This window comes from Breznakibacter xylanolyticus, assembly GCF_003254275.1.
Lineage (GTDB): Bacteria > Bacteroidota > Bacteroidia > Bacteroidales > Marinilabiliaceae > Breznakibacter > Breznakibacter xylanolyticus.
On record NZ_QKZK01000022.1, the window covers coordinates 36,783 to 57,227 of the forward strand.

The 20,445-nt window shown below is 44.2% G+C and carries 20 protein-coding genes, 2 rRNA genes and 1 riboswitch; of the genes, 3 read left to right on the top strand and 19 right to left on the bottom strand.

What is annotated here, in order from left to right:
• Positions 1–47 precede the first annotated feature (47 nt).
• The 5 genes from LX69_RS12350 to LX69_RS12370 all read right to left on the bottom strand — a co-directional run bounded on the left by LX69_RS12350 (position 48) and on the right by LX69_RS12370 (position 5,160).
• Positions 48–650 (bottom strand): T9SS type A sorting domain-containing protein, encoded by a 603-nt coding sequence (locus LX69_RS12350; protein WP_146260728.1) that lies wholly within the window; start codon positions 648–650, stop codon positions 48–50.
• A 6-nt stretch (positions 651–656) separates the two neighbouring features.
• Positions 657–1,733 (bottom strand): SUMF1/EgtB/PvdO family nonheme iron enzyme, encoded by a 1,077-nt coding sequence (locus tag LX69_RS12355; protein WP_111446366.1) that lies wholly within the window; start codon positions 1,731–1,733, stop codon positions 657–659.
• 202 nt (positions 1,734–1,935) lie between these two features.
• Complete coding sequence (locus LX69_RS17810; RefSeq protein ID WP_170124373.1) at positions 1,936–3,000, bottom strand: NUDIX domain-containing protein; 1,065 nt, start codon at positions 2,998–3,000, stop codon at positions 1,936–1,938.
• Positions 3,001–3,213: 213 nt separating this feature from the next.
• On the bottom strand, positions 3,214–4,167 hold the full coding sequence (locus LX69_RS12365) for a phosphoribosylaminoimidazolesuccinocarboxamide synthase (RefSeq protein ID WP_111446367.1): 954 nt from the start codon (positions 4,165–4,167) through the stop codon (positions 3,214–3,216).
• Between the two features lie 12 nt (positions 4,168–4,179).
• Complete coding sequence (locus LX69_RS12370) at positions 4,180–5,160, bottom strand: PhoH family protein (RefSeq protein WP_111446368.1); 981 nt, start codon at positions 5,158–5,160, stop codon at positions 4,180–4,182.
• A gap of 182 nt (positions 5,161–5,342) precedes the next feature.
• Between LX69_RS12370 and mazG the strand changes: the two genes are divergently transcribed.
• Positions 5,343–6,143 (top strand): nucleoside triphosphate pyrophosphohydrolase, encoded by an 801-nt coding sequence (gene mazG / locus LX69_RS12375; protein ID WP_111446369.1) that lies wholly within the window; start codon positions 5,343–5,345, stop codon positions 6,141–6,143.
• 121 nt (positions 6,144–6,264) lie between these two features.
• Positions 6,265–6,651, top strand: coding sequence for a response regulator (locus LX69_RS12380; RefSeq protein WP_111446370.1), 387 nt, complete (start codon positions 6,265–6,267; stop codon positions 6,649–6,651).
• 88 nt (positions 6,652–6,739) lie between these two features.
• Here the strand turns inward: LX69_RS12380 and LX69_RS12385 are convergent, their stop codons facing one another.
• The 7 genes from LX69_RS12385 to LX69_RS12415 form a co-directional block, all read right to left on the bottom strand.
• Positions 6,740–7,258 carry a bifunctional adenosylcobinamide kinase/adenosylcobinamide-phosphate guanylyltransferase gene (locus tag LX69_RS12385; RefSeq protein WP_111446371.1) on the bottom strand — a complete coding sequence of 173 codons (519 nt, stop codon included), beginning with the start codon at positions 7,256–7,258 and terminating at the stop codon, positions 6,740–6,742.
• A 6-nt stretch (positions 7,259–7,264) separates the two neighbouring features.
• Entirely contained in the window at positions 7,265–7,834 is a 570-nt protein-coding gene (gene cobC, locus LX69_RS12390; RefSeq protein ID WP_111446372.1) for an alpha-ribazole phosphatase, read from the bottom strand.
• Between the two features lie 150 nt (positions 7,835–7,984).
• A complete protein-coding gene (locus LX69_RS12395; RefSeq protein WP_221621355.1) occupies positions 7,985–8,749 on the bottom strand; it encodes an adenosylcobinamide-GDP ribazoletransferase in 765 nt (254 codons plus the stop codon).
• A gap of 28 nt (positions 8,750–8,777) precedes the next feature.
• The gene (cobT, locus tag LX69_RS12400; RefSeq protein WP_111446373.1) at positions 8,778–9,812 is read right to left on the bottom strand and encodes a nicotinate-nucleotide--dimethylbenzimidazole phosphoribosyltransferase; all 1,035 of its coding nucleotides are present in this window, start codon (positions 9,810–9,812) and stop codon (positions 8,778–8,780) included.
• A gap of 116 nt (positions 9,813–9,928) precedes the next feature.
• A riboswitch (cobalamin riboswitch) is annotated at positions 9,929–10,120 on the bottom strand.
• 118 nt (positions 10,121–10,238) lie between these two features.
• Positions 10,239–10,883: a LolA family protein gene (locus LX69_RS12405; protein WP_111446374.1), complete on the bottom strand. Its 645-nt coding sequence runs from the start codon at positions 10,881–10,883 to the stop codon at positions 10,239–10,241.
• Between the two features lie 98 nt (positions 10,884–10,981).
• Entirely contained in the window at positions 10,982–13,426 is a 2,445-nt protein-coding gene (locus LX69_RS12410) for an FtsK/SpoIIIE family DNA translocase (protein WP_111446375.1), read from the bottom strand.
• A gap of 187 nt (positions 13,427–13,613) precedes the next feature.
• Positions 13,614–14,303 carry a hypothetical protein gene (locus LX69_RS12415; protein ID WP_111446376.1) on the bottom strand — a complete coding sequence of 230 codons (690 nt, stop codon included), beginning with the start codon at positions 14,301–14,303 and terminating at the stop codon, positions 13,614–13,616.
• Between the two features lie 130 nt (positions 14,304–14,433).
• On the opposite strand from LX69_RS12415, the gene LX69_RS12420 reads away from it, so the two are divergent.
• A complete protein-coding gene (locus tag LX69_RS12420) occupies positions 14,434–14,640 on the top strand; it encodes a (2Fe-2S)-binding protein (RefSeq protein WP_111446377.1) in 207 nt (68 codons plus the stop codon).
• Positions 14,641–14,721: 81 nt separating this feature from the next.
• Here LX69_RS12420 and LX69_RS12425 read toward each other — a convergent pair whose 3' ends face one another.
• From LX69_RS12425 to LX69_RS12455, 7 genes are all read right to left on the bottom strand, one after another.
• Complete coding sequence (locus LX69_RS12425) at positions 14,722–15,885, bottom strand: sodium ion-translocating decarboxylase subunit beta (protein ID WP_111446378.1); 1,164 nt, start codon at positions 15,883–15,885, stop codon at positions 14,722–14,724.
• A gap of 20 nt (positions 15,886–15,905) precedes the next feature.
• Positions 15,906–16,346, bottom strand: a complete 441-nt coding sequence (locus LX69_RS12430; protein WP_111446379.1) for an acetyl-CoA carboxylase biotin carboxyl carrier protein — start codon at positions 16,344–16,346, stop codon at positions 15,906–15,908.
• 77 nt (positions 16,347–16,423) lie between these two features.
• Positions 16,424–17,272, bottom strand: coding sequence for an OadG family transporter subunit (locus LX69_RS12435; RefSeq protein ID WP_170124374.1), 849 nt, complete (start codon positions 17,270–17,272; stop codon positions 16,424–16,426).
• Between the two features lie 47 nt (positions 17,273–17,319).
• On the bottom strand, positions 17,320–18,879 hold the full coding sequence (locus LX69_RS12440) for an acyl-CoA carboxylase subunit beta (protein WP_111446381.1): 1,560 nt from the start codon (positions 18,877–18,879) through the stop codon (positions 17,320–17,322).
• 46 nt (positions 18,880–18,925) lie between these two features.
• On the bottom strand, positions 18,926–19,486 hold the full coding sequence (mce, locus tag LX69_RS12445; RefSeq protein WP_245935015.1) for a methylmalonyl-CoA epimerase: 561 nt from the start codon (positions 19,484–19,486) through the stop codon (positions 18,926–18,928).
• A gap of 492 nt (positions 19,487–19,978) precedes the next feature.
• A 5S ribosomal RNA gene (rrf, locus tag LX69_RS12450) occupies positions 19,979–20,089 on the bottom strand.
• 136 nt (positions 20,090–20,225) lie between these two features.
• Positions 20,226–20,445, bottom strand: a 23S ribosomal RNA gene (locus tag LX69_RS12455); the annotation flags it as partial.

The following is a 20,445-nucleotide window of genomic DNA, read 5'->3' on the forward strand; positions in this document are numbered from 1 at the left end:
ACTGTTTAAACCAAAAAAATATAAAACTTCGAAGCATAGGAACACCATTAACGCACAATAATTTTCTCAACCCGATGCTCCCACTTAGATTTAGCGGAGACAAAGTAAGATCCAGGCACCAGGTTCACGGGGATACTTTGACTTTGAAGAATGAATTGTGACGCAACCACCTTTCCTTTCAAGTCAAAAATCCTCACCCAAGTCTCTTCACCCCACCACTCATCAGGGAGATCAACTTGAATGTGATCGATTACCAGGGTTGGATAAATGCATAGCGCATAAGATTTTACGGACTCCAGGTGAGCGAACTTGAGGTTAAAAGCGGTAGAAGCCTGGCACTGGGTGTTGTCGATGACTTTTAGCACCAGCTGATCCCCTTTATTGGCGGTAAACACAGCCACATCAGTGGTCGATATCACCTGATTGTTTAAAAGCCATTCGAACTGATAAGGTGCTGCCCCCCCCTCAATGTCATAACCCATCAGACCGAGTACCACAGGCACGCCCTGAGGAATTTCGTCATCAAAAAGAGAAACGACCTTTAAGGCTTTGTCGGCTTGCCTGGGCATGTCCATTTTTATCACTGTTTGAGCCGAGACACCCGCATAGGCAACAAAACAGAGGAGCCACAATATATATAAATTTCTCATAAGCAATTATTTATAAATAATCAATCGAAAGCCGGTATGGTGATTGTAACCATCATAAAGGAAGGCTTCGGTGCTAATGTCGGGAGGAAGAAAATTTCGGGATGAGATGCGGCAGTTGTTACGGTCATACTCAAACCGTTCAGCACTGAAATCGCCCCCCTTAATCACCTTTAAAGTTCCTGTTGTTGGCCCTGCAGGATTGGTTAAAGTAGATGGCGGCGGTGCTTGCTCGGTCCACAGCACATACCAATCGCTGCACCATTCACTCACATTGCCGCTCATATCGTACAACCCCAGCTCATTGGGTTTTTTGGAAGCAACGACGTGTTTTCGTCCTTCAGAATTCAAATAATGCCAGGCCACTTCGTCGATATAGATGCTGCCGGCAAAGCTGGTTTGCTTGCTTAGCATCCCCCCCATGGCAGCCACCTCCCATTCGTGTTCGGTGGGTAATCGGAAGCGATAGTCCGCAAGGGCATTTATTTTGGGTAAAAACACATTGGCGATGGTGTTGTAATTGACCACAACGGGCATTTGTGGCTTACTGCTTTCGTCGACGTAAGGCAAAGATCCCAACACGGCTTGCCATTGTGCATTGGTGATTTCGGTTTGGGAAATGAAGTAACTGCTGAGAAAGACACTCCGGGAGGAGAAGTAAGTTTCGCCTTGAAGAAAGAAAGTGGTATCGGCCTCCACCGGCAAAAACGTAAAGGGAACACCGTTAATTTGAAATTCAATTTTTGAGACCCCTTTTTGTACCACCTCAATGGTCTGTGTGGCGTTTCCGGAAGAAATAATCACCTTTGCAGTTCGCTCAAAGAGAGGGTTGGGAGAAGCTCCAATTAAAAAGGCAGTGGATTGGTCTCCGGAATTGGCCGATAACGACATCCAATCGGCATCGCAAGAGGCCTTCCAACTCTTGTCAGAGATCACCTTGACCAAACTGGCATCTTTGCCTGAAGAAAATTGAATAAGCGCCTGAGAAACGGATAAATCACCACCTCCTCCCCCATCATCATCATCCTTTCCACAGGCGACAAAAAAAAGAGAGAGCATAAAAAAACAAACGATTTTACTATTCATAACCGTAAGATATTAACAATAACATGCCATCAAATAATGCGTCATCGGAAAACTCTGTTTCAAAATTAATTAACTTTTAATAACGCATTCGCAACATTTTGACCAACTGCCGGTTTTACTACACTGCTGGAGAATTAAAGACATATATCTTCTCTTCAATTTTTAAAGCCTCAAAACCAAAACCTGAAGCGAATGAATAAATTCAGAGAAAACATCCCCCCAAGTACTCATCAAACTCGCGCTCGAAATTAGGCGTAAATACCCCTCTCCTCAGATTGGCTCGAATCTCTTCCATCGACCAAAATCGGGCATCATCGAGTTCACCGGGATTAAAACTAATTCCGTGGTCGTCGGCAGTGATGAAGCTATATACCAGTTCTCGTTCCACAGAGCTCTCCCACACGTACTGCCCAAGCAAACGCGCTCTAAAGCTCGTCAATCCAATCTCCTCAACCGTCTCGCGTGCCAGTGCCTTGTCGATAGATTCCCCCACATCCACGTGTCCGCCCACGGCTGTATCCCACTTCCCGGGTTGTATCTGCTTATGAAGTGGTCGCTTTTGCAGATAAACTCCCTTGTGGTTCACGACATGCAAATGCACCACAGGATGCAATAACCGCGAACCCCCATGCACCACACTACGAGGCGCTTTGCCCAACACTTCACCTTGAGCATTGGTCAGGGGCAGCCACTCTTGGGTTGCATATTTTTTTTGCTGATGACGTTTGAATATAAATTCGATGCAAAAATAAACGCCCATCACCACAAACATGCCCGGACCACTCACGATGCCCCACCAGCGCAATGATCCCCACAGTGCCACCGCCAGGGTCAACAATGTGTATACCCCCAACGCCACCACCATGCGGCGAAACGACAGTTGCATCTCCCACATTTGCCAAGGGTTCACGGTCATGTGGTTCATGTACCGATGAGTCATCGACTCCATTAATTGTTGACGTCCCCAGGCCACCACGGCCAGCATCACCACCATCACCGCACCAATGACCACCGGCTTTAAGCGGAAAAACACATCGTTGTCGAGCCAAACTGACACACTCCCCATCACCACAATCAACCCCATATCAATCAACAAAAATCGGTCGGGCTTTTGTTTTCTGATCATTCCCCATGCCAGTTCTCCCACCCCAAAAACGATGGCCACAATCAAACCCGTGGTGGTTCCCCATATATCTTCGGCCACCATGTAAATCAGCAATGGCAGTAAACCCGGAATCAGTTGTTTGATCAGTTGCAGCTTGTTCATTTGAAATGGATAAATAATAATGTCGTTAATAGAAGAAGACATTAGACGTTCAGGCAGATGATGAGATAAAGCAAGAAACTAGCTGCATCCATCTCCTGAATCTCATCTATCTGTCTAATATCTCATTTTATTCATATCCTTTTTGCGTTGATCGCATAAAAAATCCGGCAAAAAAACTCTGCCGGATTGAAATATCAACAACGCGTTCGTCTATTATTTGCGAAGTGTTTCCAATGCCTTATTCACATTGGCTTCGATGCGGGTCGCTACGCTGGATGCATCAGCCTTGACAAATTTGTCGCCGGTGATGTTTTCATACAACTCAATGTAACGCTCCGACACGCTGGCAATGAATGCATCGGTCATCTCGGGCACCTGTTGGCCTTCTTTGCCCTGAAACCCATTTTCGATGAGCCACTGACGCACGAATTCTTTGGAGAGCTGCTTTTGCTCCTGTCCATTGGCCAAACGCTCCTCGTATCCATCGGCATAGAAATAACGCGATGAATCAGGCGTGTGAATCTCATCGATGAGATAAATCTTACCATCCTTTTTGCCGAACTCATATTTAGTATCTACCAATATCAGTCCCTTTTCGGCGGCCATTTGGCTGCCTCGTTCAAACAAGCGACGGGTGTATTCCTCGAGCATAAGATAATCAGCTTCCGACACTAAACCTTGTTTGATGATTTCTTCACGGGAGATGTCCTCATCGTGACCTTCGGATGCTTTGGTAGTGGGGGTGATGATGGGTTGGGCAAACTGTTGGTTCTCCTTCATGCCATCGGGCATGGGCATCCCACAAAGCATACGTTTCCCTGACTTGTATTCGCGCCAGGCATGTCCGGTTAGGTATCCGCGTATCACCATCTCCACTTTAAATGGCTCACACAAATGGCCAATGGTCACCATTGGGTCTGGCGTTGCAACCTTCCAGTTGGGAACAATGTCGGATGTGGCATCCAAAAACTTCGAGGCAATTTGGTTCAACACCTGCCCTTTGTAGGGAATCCCCTTGGGCAACACCACATCAAAAGCCGAAATGCGATCACTCACCACCATCACCAGGTAGTCGTTGCCAATGCCGTACACATCGCGCACTTTCCCTTTGTAAACACTGGTTTGACCGGGAAAACAGTAATCGGTTTTTACAATTGCTTGCTCCATAATTTATCGTGTTTATTTGTTCTCTGCTTTTGGGAGATGACTTTTTTTAGCTTTCTTGCCATCCCGATCGTATGCCTCTACAATGTCCTGCACCAGGCGATGGCGCACAATGTCCTTCACTGTAAAACGAATTTGTGCAATGCCCTTGATATTATCGAGCAAACGAACAGCTTCAATCAACCCCGATTGCTGGTTCAAAGGTAAATCGACCTGTGTGACATCGCCGGTAATGATAAAACGAGCATTATTGCCCATGCGAGTGAGGAACATCTTCATTTGAGCCGTGGTGGTGTTCTGCGCCTCATCCAAAATCACGTAAGCATTGTTAAGCGTGCGCCCGCGCATAAAAGCCAGCGGGGCAATTTGAATCACGCCTGTCTCCATGTATTCTTTGAGTTTGGCAGCGGGAATCATGTCCATCAAGGCATCATACAAGGGCTGTAAATAAGGGTCGATTTTGTCTTTAAGATCCCCGGGAAGGAAACCAAGCTTCTCGCCTGCCTCTACGGCCGGACGGCTCAATATAATGCGCTTCACCATTCGAGCCTTCAACGCTCTAACAGCCAAAGCAATGGCCACATAAGTCTTTCCCGACCCGGCAGGGCCGATGGCAAAAATCATATCGTTGCCATTGGAGGCATCTACCATGACGCGCTGGTTCTCAGTGCGTGCCTTAATGGGCTTACCGTTGATGCCGTAAACAATGGCATCTGTATCAACCAGTCGCGGCTGCACAGGCGAATCGCCGGCTAATATTTCGTTGATAGACGATTCGTTGAGGGTGTTGTACTCGTTAAAATGATCAAGCAGTTGATTAATTTTTTCTTCAAAAGCGGCCACCTCCTCCACATCGCCCATGGCCTTGAGCCAGTTGCCCCGTCCCACGATGCGCAATTTAGGAAAACGATTGCGAATGATTTCGAGTTTACAGTTCTTTACTCCCATGAACTCCACCAGATCCACCGCTTCGAGATAAATCAACTTTTCAATCATATTTTTAAGCCATCCCCTTTTATAATGGGTGCCACAAAGTAACAATAAAAATTTCAATCTACCCACGCACGCAGGCCGAATTCAAGGCGGTGATTAAAGGACGTTAACCGATATTTGTGCCTTTAAAGATTAACAGTACATTCGTGCCCATTGTTTCACACATCTTCAAACTTTACATCACCATGGAAAACCAGAACCCCAGTCGCGAGGAACGCTTGGCCGCCTTTGGTAATCTGCTCGACATTCTGAGCGAGCTTCGCATAAAATGTCCTTGGGACAAGGAGCAAACCAACGAATCGTTGCGCACCCTTACCATCGAAGAGACTTACGAACTGGCCGATGCCATTGTTAAAAATGATGCCAATCACATAGAAAAAGAACTGGGAGATATCTTGTTGCACATCGTATTCTACGCCCTTATCGGCGAAGAGAAAGGTCAATTCAACATTAAAACAGTCATCGACCATCTCAACGAAAAGCTCATCTATCGTCACCCGCACATTTTTGGAAACACCCAGGTGGCCGATGCCCGTCAGGTAGAGCAAAACTGGGAACAACTGAAACTAAAGGAAAAAGGGGGTAACAAAACAGTATTAGGTGGCGTACCCGATTCGCTGCCGGCCATCATTAAGGCCAACCGCATTCAGGACAAGGCGCGCGGCGTAGGCTTCGACTGGGACAATCGGAATCAGGTATGGGACAAAGTCACCGAAGAACTCAACGAACTCAAAGCCGAAATTAATGCACTGGATCAGGATAAAATGGAGGCCGAATTTGGCGACCTGCTCTTTTCGATGATTAACGCAGCTCGTCTTTTCAACATCAACCCTGAAAACGCACTGGAACGGACCAATCGAAAATTCATCAGCCGCTTCAACTATCTGGAAGAAAAAACCATCAAGCAAGGGCGCTCCCTGCACGAAATGACCTTGGCTGAAATGGATCAATTGTGGGAAGAAGCCAAAAAACAAGCCCTATTGTAATGATTCATCCCCCGGGGTACCGAAAAATCATCGATTTAGAACAGATTTTTCAGCTTCAAAAAATTTGACTTGGGTTGAAAACATTGTATATTTATAATCATCATATAAAAACATTGCGACCATGAACGCTCAAAACTACACCGTACTATACGTTGACGATGAACCAGTTAATCTGGAACTCTTTAAAGCAACGTTTCGCAACGACTTCGATGTAATGATTGCATCCGGGGGCGAAGAAGCTTTACAAATGATGAAAGAAAAACCGGTCGATGTGGTTGTAACCGACTGGAAAATGCCTAAAATGAACGGCATGGATTTGATTGAGCAAATAAAAAGAAGCGACCCCAACAAGATTTGCATCTTACTGACTGCCTTTTCCGATCCCGAAGTCATGATTCGTGCCACCAACGAAGGAAAAGTTTTTCGCTACATGCTTAAGCCTTGGTTGCGCAGTGACATGAAAATGGTGTTGAGCGACGCATTTAATCACATCAATCAACCGTCATAAACAAACACAAGACAAAAAATGGCCGCACCTTCCCCTGAATTACTCATTCAGGGGATTTATTTTATACATTTAACTTGTGTAGCCTTTACTACTGCAACAAGTTTCCCTTTACCTCCAATGGTAACCCGGAAACCATCAGCAACACATTGTCGGCTCGCGATGCCAGATATTGGTTGCACCATCCCTGCAAGTCGGTGAACTTGCGTTGTACATCATTCGCGCCATGCCCCCCCATGCCTATTTCGTTGGTAACAGCAATAAGTGTAAAATCCTGTTCCAACAGACGATCAATAATCTCTTTGGCCATCACTAAAGACTGATCAACATCGCTTTGCAGATCAAAAAATATATTCGTCAGCCACAACGTAATGCAATCGAGCAGCACCACCTTTTGAGAAAAATCATGGCGATACAGATATTTCTCCTCCTCCAGATTGGTCCATCGGGCATCCCGATCCTGCTGATGACGCAGGATGCGTTGGCGATGATCTTCATCCCAAATACGCGATGTAGCCAAATAGACAGGTGTATCCGATAATTTCAAGGCCAAATTTTGGGCAAAAGCACTCTTTCCCGAACGCTGCCCTCCGGTAATTAATACAAACATCTTCCTTTAAATTTTGACAAACCTCACTCGAAAATTATCTCCATTCAACACCACTTCAACCACACAACCATAAGGCAAATCAAGGTTAAAAATATGTGAGGCCGGAACTTGAAGACAATGCATCAACACACACCTGATGACCCCGGAATGGGTAACCACAACCAATGAATCGTCAGTTGGATTCGAAAACAAATCGTTAAAAAAGGGCATGACCCGCTCATGAAAATCCCCAAAAGATTCACCTCCCGGTGGGGCGTAATGCCATAAATCATCAGCCCAATGTGTGAGCACCTCCACAGGAATCGCTGACCAGGGCAACATTTCCCATGCACCAAAATTCATCTCCTTCAATCGATCGTCCCATACGACCGATCGATGCTCCCGTAAAGCATCAGCCAAACGGGCACACCGCTTCAACGGACTTGAATAAATGCGTTCTAAACCACGTTCATTCAAGCAAGTTCGGATGCGTTCTAAATGTTGATCAAACCGTGCATCAACATCCAAATCAGTAAAGCCATAACACACACCGGCATCCACCTCTGGAGGCGTATGTCGCACTAGTTGAAGAATCATGAATGAAAATCTTATTGATGTTTAAACATCGCCACATCAGTATTTCTAAATGCAAATCAAACACTCAACCAACATCTAAATTTCATCCTCTTTCTTTTCGGCTAATGTCATCGATAGAGAACGCAATTTATCAGATGGCGAATAAATGTCTTATGAAAATTCAAGAATCACTAACACTGCGAGGTAAGCCACCACTTCAGTGATTTGCTGCACAGTACCAAGGCAATCGCCCGTGTAACCGCCAATTCGACGCTTAAACCAAGCATCAACAAAAAATTTTGATATCAGCATCACAAACGGTAAAAGCGCAAACCACCATGAGTAAAAAAGAAACAGTACCAACAATGCAGAGATAATGGCAATCAGGAGATCACCCCCCTGAATGTTTTTGGTAACCGGTTTCGACTTACTCGACTCATCCTCCCTCACATATTCGAGACCGTGCATGGTCATCACCGCCATTAAGCGGCTCAGCGTGTGACCTGCGATTAAAGTAGCAGGAATGATTTTATCGGGAATTTCACGCAAAGCAACAAACTTCACTCCCAACAAAAAAAACATTCCAATGACGCCATAGGCTCCCACACGCGAATCCTTCATAATTTCGAGCACTCGCGCTTTGGTCCATCCCCCGCCAAAACCATCGCACACATCGGCAAAACCGTCTTCGTGAAAAGCCCCCGTAACCAACACAGTGGCTACCATCGACAACAACACCGCCACCGACGAAGGCAATATCAGCGAAGCACCCCAAAAGACCCCGGCACCAATGCCCCCCACCAGCATCCCCACCAAAGGGAAATAACGATTACACCGGTTGAGCAACTCCTGCGAATAGGGAACCGATACCGGAATGCGGGTAAAAAACATAAGGGCCGTAGCAAACAATGCCCACTGGTTGCGAATCATATTCATCAGGTCACATTAAATGTTACGTGTGAAATTACTGCTGACTAACGCCGGCTCCCTCGAAACTGCTCATTTCATTAACAAAATTAACAGCCGACAAAATCAATGGATAAGCAACGGCTGCACCGGTGCCTTCTCCAAGACGCATATCGAGTTTCATCAATGGTTCAACACCCAAGATTTCAAGCATAAGACGATGTGCATTTTCATTGGACTGATGGCAAGAAATGCAATAATCGAGCACATCGGGGTGCAAGGCATGAGCGGCTAAAAGTGCCGATGTGGCAATAAACCCATCTATAAGCACTACCATACGATGGTGAGCAGCCTGTAAAATGGCTCCGGCCATGGTGATGATTTCAAAACCACCCAGTGCAGCCAGAATTTCAATGGGCGAGGTCAAATGAAGATGGGTGTCGAGAGCCCGAGCAATGACCTGCTGCTTGTGTAGTATGCCATCGAGCGAAAGCCCGGTTCCAGCTCCGGTGGCCTTAGCAGGATCAACTTCGGCCAATTTACACAACAACGCCGATGCTGCGGTGGTATTGCCAATCCCCATTTCGCCCAAACCAATCACATTAGAGCCTGACGCATGCACGCCATCAACCAGTTTGGCTCCATTGCCCAATGCCTGCTTACACTGCTCCACTGACATCGCCGGGTCTGTGGCCATATTTTTCGTACCATAATCGATTTTCATGGCAATTAAATCAGAATGGGGAGCAAAATCGTGTTTTACACCGCAGTCGACAACCTTAAGCGCAATGCCATGCTGACGAGCAAAGACATTAATGGCCGCACCTCCCGATAAAAAGTTATACACCATTTGCCAGGTCACATCCTGCGGATAAGGACTCACTCCTTCGGCCACCACTCCATGATCGGCAGCACACACAAAAAAAGAAGGTAATTTAAGCTGGGGCTCAAGAGTTTGCTGAATACGGCAAATTTGTGACGCTACTTTCTCGAGTCGCCCCAATGCTCCTTGAGGCTTTGTTTTCAAGTCAATTTTTTGGGCAATGGCATCGTCCAAATCGGTAGCAAGGGGCTCAATGATAAATTCCTGCATGATCAAACTATTATAAAAAGATGAAACCACGAGGCAGGAAAAATCAGCACAACTCCCCAAAACCGTTATAGCCTTGTTTGGAAAAGACTGATTAAGCTTTGCCCCGAAGCAAAAAATCATAAATACATCACCAAGGCAGGTCTTCCGGCTCACCCAGATTTCGCACCTTCCCACCCGAAATAGGCAGTGGCATTATACGAAGACTTCCCATCACAACATCCATGGGAAAGGTTTACGGCTGCGGGGACAGCTCCGGATTACACACCGGATTCCCTATTAAGCATGGCACCTTGTGGTGGCAAAGATATAAAAATGCAGCAATGCAGGAATTGTTTTCAAAAAGTTCGTAATTAATGGCGATTCGAGATAAACAAAAAAAAATCCCTCAAAAGAGGGATTCTAAATAAAGTTACATTACCATCGTTCTTAACGCAAATCAATCACATCCACATTGGGATTGGCCAATTTATTGAAAGTGAAATCAGTATCGGCAAACGACTGATTGGTTTGCATTTTACTAACTTTCACGGTATAATGATTCCCATCCTTTCCAATCTGCTTAAAAGAATAAAGCTGAAGGTTATCTTTTTGAATGAGCAACTTGATGCGCGAGAAAGGCTTGTCGCGGTTTTCGGGAAACAAATCAATTTCGTACAATACCTTCCCTCCTTCTGTTTTTTCTCCAATGTACGAGAATTTGAACCCTTTCTCGTACATGGTGAAAATTTTTGCAGGATTCAACACACTCTCATCAGCGGCATCTGGCACAATCACTTGCACTTCACCGGCATCTTTCATATAAGTCCACTGATTTTTTCCGTCAAAAAAGGTCTCAACCCCCATCAGTTTCACAGCATACTTATTGCCTTTAACTTTAATACTGCCTTGATGTACCTCATTGATTTTTTCTTGTTGATTTTCTAACGAAAAGGAAAAATCGGCCGATATAGTGGTATAAGTTTTAGTTTTGGCCGACACCTGATCCAGAATTTCTTTGGCTTTTTGAGTGTTTTGTGCTGTCAGCATCGTACTCATCAAAGCCAGTGAAAGAAGAGAAAATAAATACTTCATGTTTGTTTCATTTATGCCCGAAGGCTTTAAGACTCATTTTATATTACATTTCTTCGTTAGAAGAACGACAATTGAAGAATCAAGAATCGTTCCAAAAATTATCGCATTGCGCTAAAAAGGCGTTCCAAATGAGCTTCGTCCTGCACCAAAACCTGCCGAGCCTTACTTCCCTCAAAGGGACCGACCACCCCGGCAGCCTCCAACTGATCCATGATTCGTCCGGCACGATTATAACCAATAGAGAAACGACGTTGAATTAACGAGGTGGATCCCGACTGATTGGCCACAACAATGCGAGCTGCTTCTTCAAACATTGAGTCGCGTTTACTCAAGTCCACTTCACCCGGTTCGCTTCCCTCGCTGCTGGCTCCCACGTATTCAGGCAAGAGCATGGCTGATGGATAAGCTCGTTGCGAACCAATAAATTCTACAATTTTTTCAACCTCAGGTGTATCAACAAACGCACATTGTACCCTCACTAAGTCACTACCCTGCGAAATCAACATATCACCTCGCCCAATCAACTGGTTAGCCCCGGGCGAATCGAGAATGGTGCGCGAATCAATCATCGAAGCCACCTTAAAGGCCACACGCGTGGGAAAGTTGGCCTTGATAACTCCGGTAATGATATTGGTGGATGGGCGCTGCGTAGCAATAATCATGTGAATACCCACAGCACGAGCTAACTGTGCAATACGGGCAATGGGAAGTTCCACTTCTTTGCCGGCTGTCATAATCAAGTCAGCAAACTCATCAATAATGACCACAATATAAGGTAAGAATCGATGCCCCCGCTCGGGATTCAATTGCCGCTTCACAAACTTATGATTATACTCCTTAATATTGCGAACCTGTGCCTGCTTAAGCAAATCGTAGCGAGAATCCATCTCGACAGTCAACGAATTGAGGGTACTCACCACGCGCTGCACATCGGTGATAATAGGCTCTTCTTCGTCGGGCATCTTTGCCAAAAAGTGACGTTCTAATTGTGAGTAAATATTCAACTCAACCTTTTTGGGGTCAACCAGCACAAACTTCAATTGCGAAGGATGCTTCTTGTATAACAAAGATGTGATAATCGCATTTAAACCCACCGATTTACCTTGCCCTGTGGCTCCGGCCACCAACATGTGTGGAGCTTTGGCCAAATCAAGCACAAAAGTCTCATTCGAAATGGTTTTCCCAAAAGCAATGGGCAAATCGTACTTGGCAGTTTGGTATTTTTTGGAAGCAATGATATCACGCATCGACACCACCATCGGTTCCGAATTTGGAACTTCAATACCAATGGTTCCTTTTCCCGGAATGGGTGCAATAATACGAATCCCTAAGGCCGAAAGACTCAAGGCAATGTCATCTTCCAGATTCTTAATCTTTGAGATACGAACTCCCGGAGCCGGAACAATTTCGTACAGCGTCACCGTTGGACCAATGGTTGCCTTAATGCTGGCAATACTAATCTTATAGTCTTCAAGCGTACGAACAATTCGTTCCTTATTGGCTAAAAGCTCCTCATTGCTCACTTCGCCCGAATCACTGTGATGCTCATCCAATAATTCTAATTCGGGAAAACGATACGACGACAATTCCTGTGTTTCGTCATAATCAGACAGTGGTTCTCCGGCATTAACATCTCCCAAATCAACATCAGCATCCATCAATGGAGCCACTTCGACTCTGAAATTATCATCACCCAAACGATTTTCGAATTCATCTCGGTGTTCAACGGGAATCTCAGGCGTCACCGAACGGGTGTACGAGAAAAACTGTTGATCAATCTCCGGTTCATTCGCAACTAATGATGACATGTCAGGCTCACTTGCCGACTCCTCATCATAATCGTCCGGTTCACCCTCCTCAACAAGCACACTTTCATCGTGCTTTTCAGGAACTGAATTCGAAACCAATGACTCATTTGCCATTTTTCGACGAAATAATCCTTTGAACCAGTTAATAAACCCATCAAAAGAAACAGCCAAATAAATAATCAGCGATACCAGTAAAAATATGGTCAACCCGGTATACCCCATCAATGCGATCATCCAATTGCTTACATAATAACCATGCGCCCCCCCCAGCATTAAATACTGATCATCCACCCTGCTAACAAAAACAAAAGCAAGTGAAATACTAAGCCACAACATCAATACAAAGGTGTGAATCAACGACTTGCGCAACGGCAAGAAACGAGCACCAAGTAAACGCATCCCCCCCAAAAACAAGATAAACACCATACCAACAGAAGCCACACCAAACCAACGATTAAACATGACATCAGCCATGAATGCCCCCAACTTACCCATCCAATTTTCAACTTTCACTTCTGAATCGGTGAAAAATTCTCCAAAAGGAATATCGAACCTACTTTTATCCGCAGCGCCGGTAAAGAAAAATGATAAATAAGCCACGAACATCATCACTGACAATGCCACAGACAATACTCCTGTTACAAATTGAAATTTAACATCCTTGAATGAATGCAGCCATTCGCGAAAAAGATTCTGCACCGAACCGGTTTGTTTGGACGTTTGCTTCTTAGCCATTATAAATGGTTGATTATTTTGAAGGCAAAAATAAGGCAGTTACATGGATTGCGGATGTCTTTTGACGGAATTTTTATCCAAGAGTTATAAACACCCAACATGAATCCATGCAAATTACATATAAAACAATGGATTCACATTAACATCTCTGTATCATCAAGAGAATAAAGAAAACGGAACAAATGACTCACTTGATAATCATATCAACCATATCCCTCACCTCCTGGCGTGAAACTATCTCATATTGAGTGGGAAGTGCGATAGGTTCCGTTTGAACATCACACGAAAATGACGTTGCCCTAAAACGAAATTCGTGTCGATTATAATTAATGGTAAAAGCCATTGGGACTCCATCGATCCCTTCAAATGGGGAACGCATCATTTTTGAGTTTAATACTAGTTGATCAGTGAACCAGGCATCATATCTCACCTTCGGATTATCACTACGAGAGACTGCCACTTTATAACATTTAAACCCGGCAATGATCGCGATAGAGTCACGATAAATCAGAGTTTGATAAGGTGCGCCTTGACCAAATAAAAACCATCGTTCATCTGTTTTTAAAGGATATAGCATCCGGCGATTTAACAACCTGAACACGGTGAAACAACTATCGCCACCTGCTAAACTCAAAAAATCTAACGAAAAGAGGTTCATATCACCCTTGATGACCAATTTCATCCGGTCATCAGCAAAATAAACTTGTAACTTATCAGGAAGAATATGACTGACAGAACGGCTTTTAAAATTTTCGGGATAATCAATTGAATACTCAACAACTCCCTGCTGTATCTTACTGATTCGTTGCCCATCACGGCATCCAAACATCACAAATAAGATTACCCAAACGCTCCACCATCGAATCATTTCAGTCATTAATTAAACTCTTCAAAATTAGCATTTTTTGCCAACTTAGAACATCTTTCTTCCGATGGAAACAGAATTTAACCTTGCCTCCTGATTGCCATTTCTTGGATTCCAATATTTTTACAAAAAAATTCATCTCATGCCAAGTCATTATATATGCCAGTGCAATCAGGTAACAGAACTGGAAATCAGAACCATTATTAACAAAAAAATCGACTCAAACATTGAGGATGTTCAACTCATTACGGGAGCAGGCACACGTTGTGGTCGATGCCGAACCATTGTGAACGAAATTGTAACCAGTCAAATCAAACAAAGACCCATCACCCAGCTCAAACTGTTTTAAACTAAAAATCCGCCATAGCACTAACGGAAAGCCATAAACTGTCCCTAGTGCTATTGCGGAATAAAGAATTAAAAATATCTCTTACATCAAGAAACTCAGCAAAATACCGGCTGCCACTGCACTCCCAATCACGCCGGCCACATTAGGCCCCATGGCATGCATCAACAAATGATTCGTCTTATCATACTCTTGACCAACCACTTGTGACACTCTGGCACTGTCAGGCACAGCCGATACTCCGGCATTGCCTATCAATGGATTAATCTTATTTCCGTCTTTGAGAAACAGATTAAAAAACTTCACAAATAATACCCCTCCCGTAGTTGCAATCACAAAAGAAAGAGCCCCCAACAAGAAAATACCAATTGATTTAGGCGTTAAAAAGCTGGTTGCCTGAGTAGATGCTCCCACTGTCAACCCAATCAAAATGGTCACAATGTCAATCAGTGGACCTTTTGCCGTATCAGCCAAACGCTTGGTCACCGTACTCTCCTTGAGCAAGTTTCCAAAAAACAACATCCCCAACAATGGCAAACCACTAGGTACCAAAAAACATGTCAGTAATAACCCCACAATTGGAAACATGATTTTTTCCAACTTCGATACCGTGCGTGGAGGTCTCATTCGAATGACACGCTCCTTTGAGTTGGTCAGCAAACGCATAATGGGCGGCTGTATCACTGGGACCAAGGCCATGTATGAATAAGCAGAAATGGCAATGGCTCCCATCAAATCGGGTGCTAACTTAGATGACAGAAAGATTGCCGTTGGGCCATCAGCTCCGCCAATAATCCCAATGGCACCGGCCTCCATGGGCGAGAAGCCCAACATCAAGGCAATGCAATAAGCACCAAAAATTCCTAATTGAGCTGCTGCTCCAATTAATATCAATTTGGGGTTGGATATCAAGGCCGAGAAATCGGTCATTGCACCAATCCCCAAAAATATCAACGGAGGATAAATCCCTTGAGAGACCCCAAAGTAGAGATAATTCAACACACTGCCACTCTCGTAAATCCCAATTTTAAAACCGGGAACAAAAGCGATATTACCCATTAAAATCCCAAACCCAATGGGAACCAACAACATGGGTTCATACTCCTTTGCAATGGCCAGATATATAAATACCAAACCAATCAGGATCATGATCAAATGTCCCACCGTTAAATTAGCGAATGCAGTAAACGCCAAAAAATGAAACAAATTTTCAATCACAAACCCGATAAAACTCGTTGCCTGCTCCATAAGGTCAAGACTTTAAGTAATTATTCGATCACTACTAACACATCACCTTCCATCACTGAATCACCTTTGGCTTTCTTCACAGAAACAACTTTTCCGCCTTTGTCAGCTTCAATGTTGTTTTCCATTTTCATAGCCTCAAGCACCAGTAATTTCTGACCAATAGAGACTGTATCACCCTCTTTTACAAACACATCAATCACAACACCCGGAAGTGGCGATTTAATGGTTCCTCCCCCTTTGGGACCAGAAGGACTACTTGTTTTTGCAACCGATGGGTGTGAGTCGGTTGAAGGAACAGATACACTTCGCACCAACTTAGGTGTTTTGGTCATCTGCATCGCCTGATCAACTTCTACCTGATATACAGTTCCGTTAATCTCTACCTCTGCCACATTATCCTCCATGCTCACAATATGAGCATCATACTGATTGCCATTTATTTTAAACTTAAACTTTCTCATGACTATTTTAATAAATAATTATCACCGGGTGCTATTTACAACACCAAATATTAATCAACAAACGATCACACACAAATTCATCGAGGATTACGACGCAACCCATAGATTTTTGAACTCCATGGCGAATAGGTTCTTGACACCTGATTAATTGTCAAAACCGTGTTCTCATGGTCGTGCAATTGATTCTTGTGCATGTACAAAGCCATGGCAATTGCAGCATTAATTTCGCCAGAAGTGGTTGCTTTCTCGGGCATATCCGACTGCGGCACCGCATGCTTGGCTCCTGCCCCCTGACGGTTCAGGCTCCATCCCATGAACTTGAAAAATAAAAATAATACGATGAGTGCTAAAAAAACCACTCCCATTGCTATCATTGTCATACCGAAACCTTTAGGATCTACTTTAACAAACCGCTCGCCTCCTGTAATGGGCGAAGCGGTTAAATTACTACTACCGGGTGTCGTTTGCTTCAAATATGTCCATTGAGTTCCCCCATCTTCTAAGCGTCCCCAGGTCACATCATGTTGCGATTGGTCAGGAATTTTGACACTATCAACCAATGTTTTTCCACTGGCATCATATAGCGCCAATACACCACCATCCTTCAACTCAAAATTCAAATGAAGAATTCCGTTGGTGGGGCGATTATCTGCCCAAAACACCAAAAAACTTCTCGAAGGAATTTGTGTAATCATCTGTCCTTTGGGAATCCGATATTTGGTAGGTTGTTGCAAATCGTTGGTCAAATACATTCCTCCCATGTCAACGGTGTTATAGGCTGAATTAAAAATCTCAATCCAGGAACCATGACGACCATAATCATCAACATAATTGGAATCGTTGTGAACCAACAACTCGTTAATCCGCAAATCCAATGTACTTTGAGCATTCAGGGTGGCCACACCGGCCAGCCCTGTCAGCATCATACAGGCGGTTATCAAACATACTTGAATGTAACGCATACCGTAATATATTATAATGGAATATTTGAGTGCTTTTTGGGTGGGTTCACCTCTTTTTTGGTAGCCAACGATTTCAAAGCACGAATAATGCGGAAACGCGTATTACGAGGCTCAATCACATCGTCAATATAACCATATTTAGCAGCATTATATGGATTTGCGAATTGATCTTTATACTCATCTTCCGATTTCTTCACAAACTCCTCACGTTCAGCAGGATCTTCAATACTACTGATTTTTTTGCTTTGCAACACTTCAATAGCTCCTTTAGGCCCCATCACCGCTATTTCAGCAGTAGGCCAAGCGTAATTAATGTCTCCACGCAAATGTTTCGAACTCATCACGCAATATGCACCTCCGTATGCCTTACGCAATACGATTGTAATCTTAGGAACAGTGGCCTCTCCATACGCATAGAGCAATTTGGCACCATGAATAATAATTCCGCCATATTCCTGAGCCGTACCGGGCAAAAATCCTGGAACATCTTCCAGCGTCACCAAAGGAATATTGAATGCATCACAAAAACGCACAAAACGAGCCGCCTTACGCGATGCATTAATATCTAACACCCCTGCCAAATAAGCAGGCTGGTTGGCAATAATACCCACTGACACGCCATCAAAGCGAGCAAAACCGACCACAATGTTAGGGGCATAATTACGATGCACTTCCAAAAACTCGTGATTATCCACAATGGCGTGAATCACATCCTTCACATCGTAAGGCTTGTTCGGATTATCGGGAATAATTGTATTCAACGACTCCTCCAAACGATCAATCGGGTCATCACAAGGAACCAAAGGCGCATCTTCAAGATTATTCTGAGGCAAATAACTCAATAATTTGCGCAACAATAAAATACCTTCTTTCTCGTCTTCCGCAATAAAATGCGAAACACCTGATTTAGAACCATGAACCACAGCACCTCCTAATTCAGCATCGGTGACCACCTCACCCGTCACGCCTTTTACAACCTTAGGACCTGTCAAGAACATGTAACTGTTCTCCTTACTCATCACGATAAAATCGGTCAAAGCGGGAGAATAAACGGCACCACCGGCACAGGGACCAAAAATAGCAGACAACTGTGGGATCACGCCCGAAGCCATAATATTCCGCTGGAAAATCTCAGTATAACCGGCCAAACTGGTCACACCTTCCTGAATTCGAGCTCCCCCCGAGTCATTTAACCCAATCACAGGGGCTCCCACCTTCATGGCGATATCCATCACTTTGCAAATCTTTTGCGCATAAGTCTCAGACAACGATCCACCAAATACGGTGAAGTCCTGCGCAAAAACATAAACCACACGACCATCAATAGTACCGTGGCCTGTGACCACACCATCACCTAAAAACTTGGTTTCTTCCATACCAAAATTGGTACAGCGGTGTGTCACAAACATGTCAAATTCCTCAAAACTACCCTCGTCCAACAACATCTCAATGCGTTCACGAGCGGTCATTTTTCCTTTTGCATGCTGTGCATCAATGCGTTTTTGACCGCCACCCAGCTTGGCTTTGGCCCGCAACTCTATCAGCTGTTTAATCTTTTCTTGGTTCAACATACGTCAATCCCTTTATGATGAGTGTTTATACTGTTTCGATGAAATATTACTTTTTTGGATCTTCACACAATTCGGTCAACACACCAAACGTTGACTTAGGATGTAGAAAACCAATGTTCAAACCTTCAGCACCTTTGCGAGGTGTCGCATCAATCAACTTCACCCCTCGCTCTTCAGCCAATTTCAGCTTATCTGCCAAGCCATCAACCGCAAAAGCCAAATGATGAATCCCTTCACCCTTTTTCTCAATAAACTTACCAATAGGCCCTTCCGAATCAGTCGACTCCAGCAATTCAATTTTCGTTTGCCCGACTTTGAAAAAAGCTGTTTTTACCTTCTGATCAACTACCTCCTCTACGGCATAGCAGGTTAAGCCCAATACTCTTTCATAAAAAGGAATGGCCTCATCTAAACTCTTCACGGCAATACCAATGTGCTCAATATGCGTCGGTTTCATGTGTAAATAATTAAAGAAATTTATACTTAATCTGAACGCTACAAAAGTAGATGATTTTACACGGATATGCAGCAATAAAAACAATAAAAATGGCTGTTTTAAAACATATACACTCCCATTTTCAGAGAGCAAGTCACTTATTTCAGGCATAAAATCACACACAACAACCTCACCCCGTAAGTATTATCACTTAAATCTTAATCCCCCTAAACCCTCTTCTGAACGTTCCCCTTCGGCTCGGGCTTTCCGCTCCAATCCCTAACGCCTAATACCCAATAGCACCCCATCTACAAACAGGCTTCACATCAAGCCCCCAATCCAACTCAATAAAAAACTCCGTGCCCCTCCATGTCACCTCTGTGCAACTCTGTGTCACCCACCATTACACAGAGCCCACCGAGAAGGCACTAAGATCCACAGAGCAACAATTCGTTCCATTAGTACTAATCGACGCAGTCGCTTTGCGAAGCATAGTTATTGTTGTCTTCGACGCATTGCGAAGCAAAGAATTCGTATAATTCGTGTAATTCGTGTAATTCGCGGTTAAAAAAACTTTTTCTACCTGATCCCCTCGTGCACTTCGCGGATAAAAAAGTCTACAACGCAAAAAAGCCAGCTGATTACTCAACTGGCTTTTCTAAAAATCGGCGGCGACCTACTCTCCCACTTCTATGCAGTACCATCGGCGCGGCAGGGCTTAACTTCTCTGTTCGGAATGGGAAGAGGTGGAACCCCTGCGCTATAACCACCTTAATATTTTTTTAGACTTTCAGACTTCAGACATTTAGATCTCAGACATCTATATCTGTCTGTCTCTTTGTCTTCTTCTCTTTCTTGTCTTTTTATTGACACTAGCAAATTCAAAATCAACGACATCCAACATACAGTCCATGCAGAAGCTTCGGGTAATTAGTACTGCTCGGCTTTGATGTTACCACCTTTACACCTACAGCCTATCAACGTCATCGTCTTTAACGTCCCTCAAGGAGATCTCATCTTGAGATGGGCTTCGTGCTTAGATGCTTTCAGCACTTATCCCTTCCACACATAGCTACTCTGCGCTGCCCCTGGCGGAACAACAGATACACCAGCGGTATGTCCATCGCGGT

Bases quoted from the DNA above. Each gene is read 5' to 3' on its own strand.
- LX69_RS12350 (WP_146260728.1), bottom strand. From the start codon at position 650: ATGAGAAATTTATATATATTGTGGCTCCTCTGTTTTGTTGCCTATGCG.
- LX69_RS12355 (WP_111446366.1), bottom strand. From the start codon at position 1,733: ATGAATAGTAAAATCGTTTGTTTTTTTATGCTCTCTCTTTTTTTTGTC.
- LX69_RS17810 (WP_170124373.1), bottom strand. From the start codon at position 3,000: ATGAACAAGCTGCAACTGATCAAACAACTGATTCCGGGTTTACTGCCA.
- LX69_RS12365 (WP_111446367.1), bottom strand. From the start codon at position 4,167: ATGGAGCAAGCAATTGTAAAAACCGATTACTGTTTTCCCGGTCAAACC.
- LX69_RS12370 (WP_111446368.1), bottom strand. From the start codon at position 5,160: ATGATTGAAAAGTTGATTTATCTCGAAGCGGTGGATCTGGTGGAGTTC.
- mazG (WP_111446369.1), top strand. From the start codon at position 5,343: ATGGAAAACCAGAACCCCAGTCGCGAGGAACGCTTGGCCGCCTTTGGT.
- LX69_RS12380 (WP_111446370.1), top strand. From the start codon at position 6,265: ATGAACGCTCAAAACTACACCGTACTATACGTTGACGATGAACCAGTT.
- LX69_RS12385 (WP_111446371.1), bottom strand. From the start codon at position 7,258: ATGTTTGTATTAATTACCGGAGGGCAGCGTTCGGGAAAGAGTGCTTTT.
- cobC (WP_111446372.1), bottom strand. From the start codon at position 7,834: ATGATTCTTCAACTAGTGCGACATACGCCTCCAGAGGTGGATGCCGGT.
- LX69_RS12395 (WP_221621355.1), bottom strand. From the start codon at position 8,749: ATGAATATGATTCGCAACCAGTGGGCATTGTTTGCTACGGCCCTTATG.
- cobT (WP_111446373.1), bottom strand. From the start codon at position 9,812: ATGCAGGAATTTATCATTGAGCCCCTTGCTACCGATTTGGACGATGCC.
- LX69_RS12405 (WP_111446374.1), bottom strand. From the start codon at position 10,883: ATGAAGTATTTATTTTCTCTTCTTTCACTGGCTTTGATGAGTACGATG.
- LX69_RS12410 (WP_111446375.1), bottom strand. From the start codon at position 13,426: ATGGCTAAGAAGCAAACGTCCAAACAAACCGGTTCGGTGCAGAATCTT.
- LX69_RS12415 (WP_111446376.1), bottom strand. From the start codon at position 14,303: ATGACTGAAATGATTCGATGGTGGAGCGTTTGGGTAATCTTATTTGTG.
- LX69_RS12420 (WP_111446377.1), top strand. From the start codon at position 14,434: ATGCCAAGTCATTATATATGCCAGTGCAATCAGGTAACAGAACTGGAA.
- LX69_RS12425 (WP_111446378.1), bottom strand. From the start codon at position 15,885: ATGGAGCAGGCAACGAGTTTTATCGGGTTTGTGATTGAAAATTTGTTT.
- LX69_RS12430 (WP_111446379.1), bottom strand. From the start codon at position 16,346: ATGAGAAAGTTTAAGTTTAAAATAAATGGCAATCAGTATGATGCTCAT.
- LX69_RS12435 (WP_170124374.1), bottom strand. From the start codon at position 17,272: ATGATGCTGACAGGGCTGGCCGGTGTGGCCACCCTGAATGCTCAAAGT.
- LX69_RS12440 (WP_111446381.1), bottom strand. From the start codon at position 18,879: ATGTTGAACCAAGAAAAGATTAAACAGCTGATAGAGTTGCGGGCCAAA.
- mce (WP_245935015.1), bottom strand. From the start codon at position 19,486: ATGCCTGAAATAAGTGACTTGCTCTCTGAAAATGGGAGTGTATATGTT.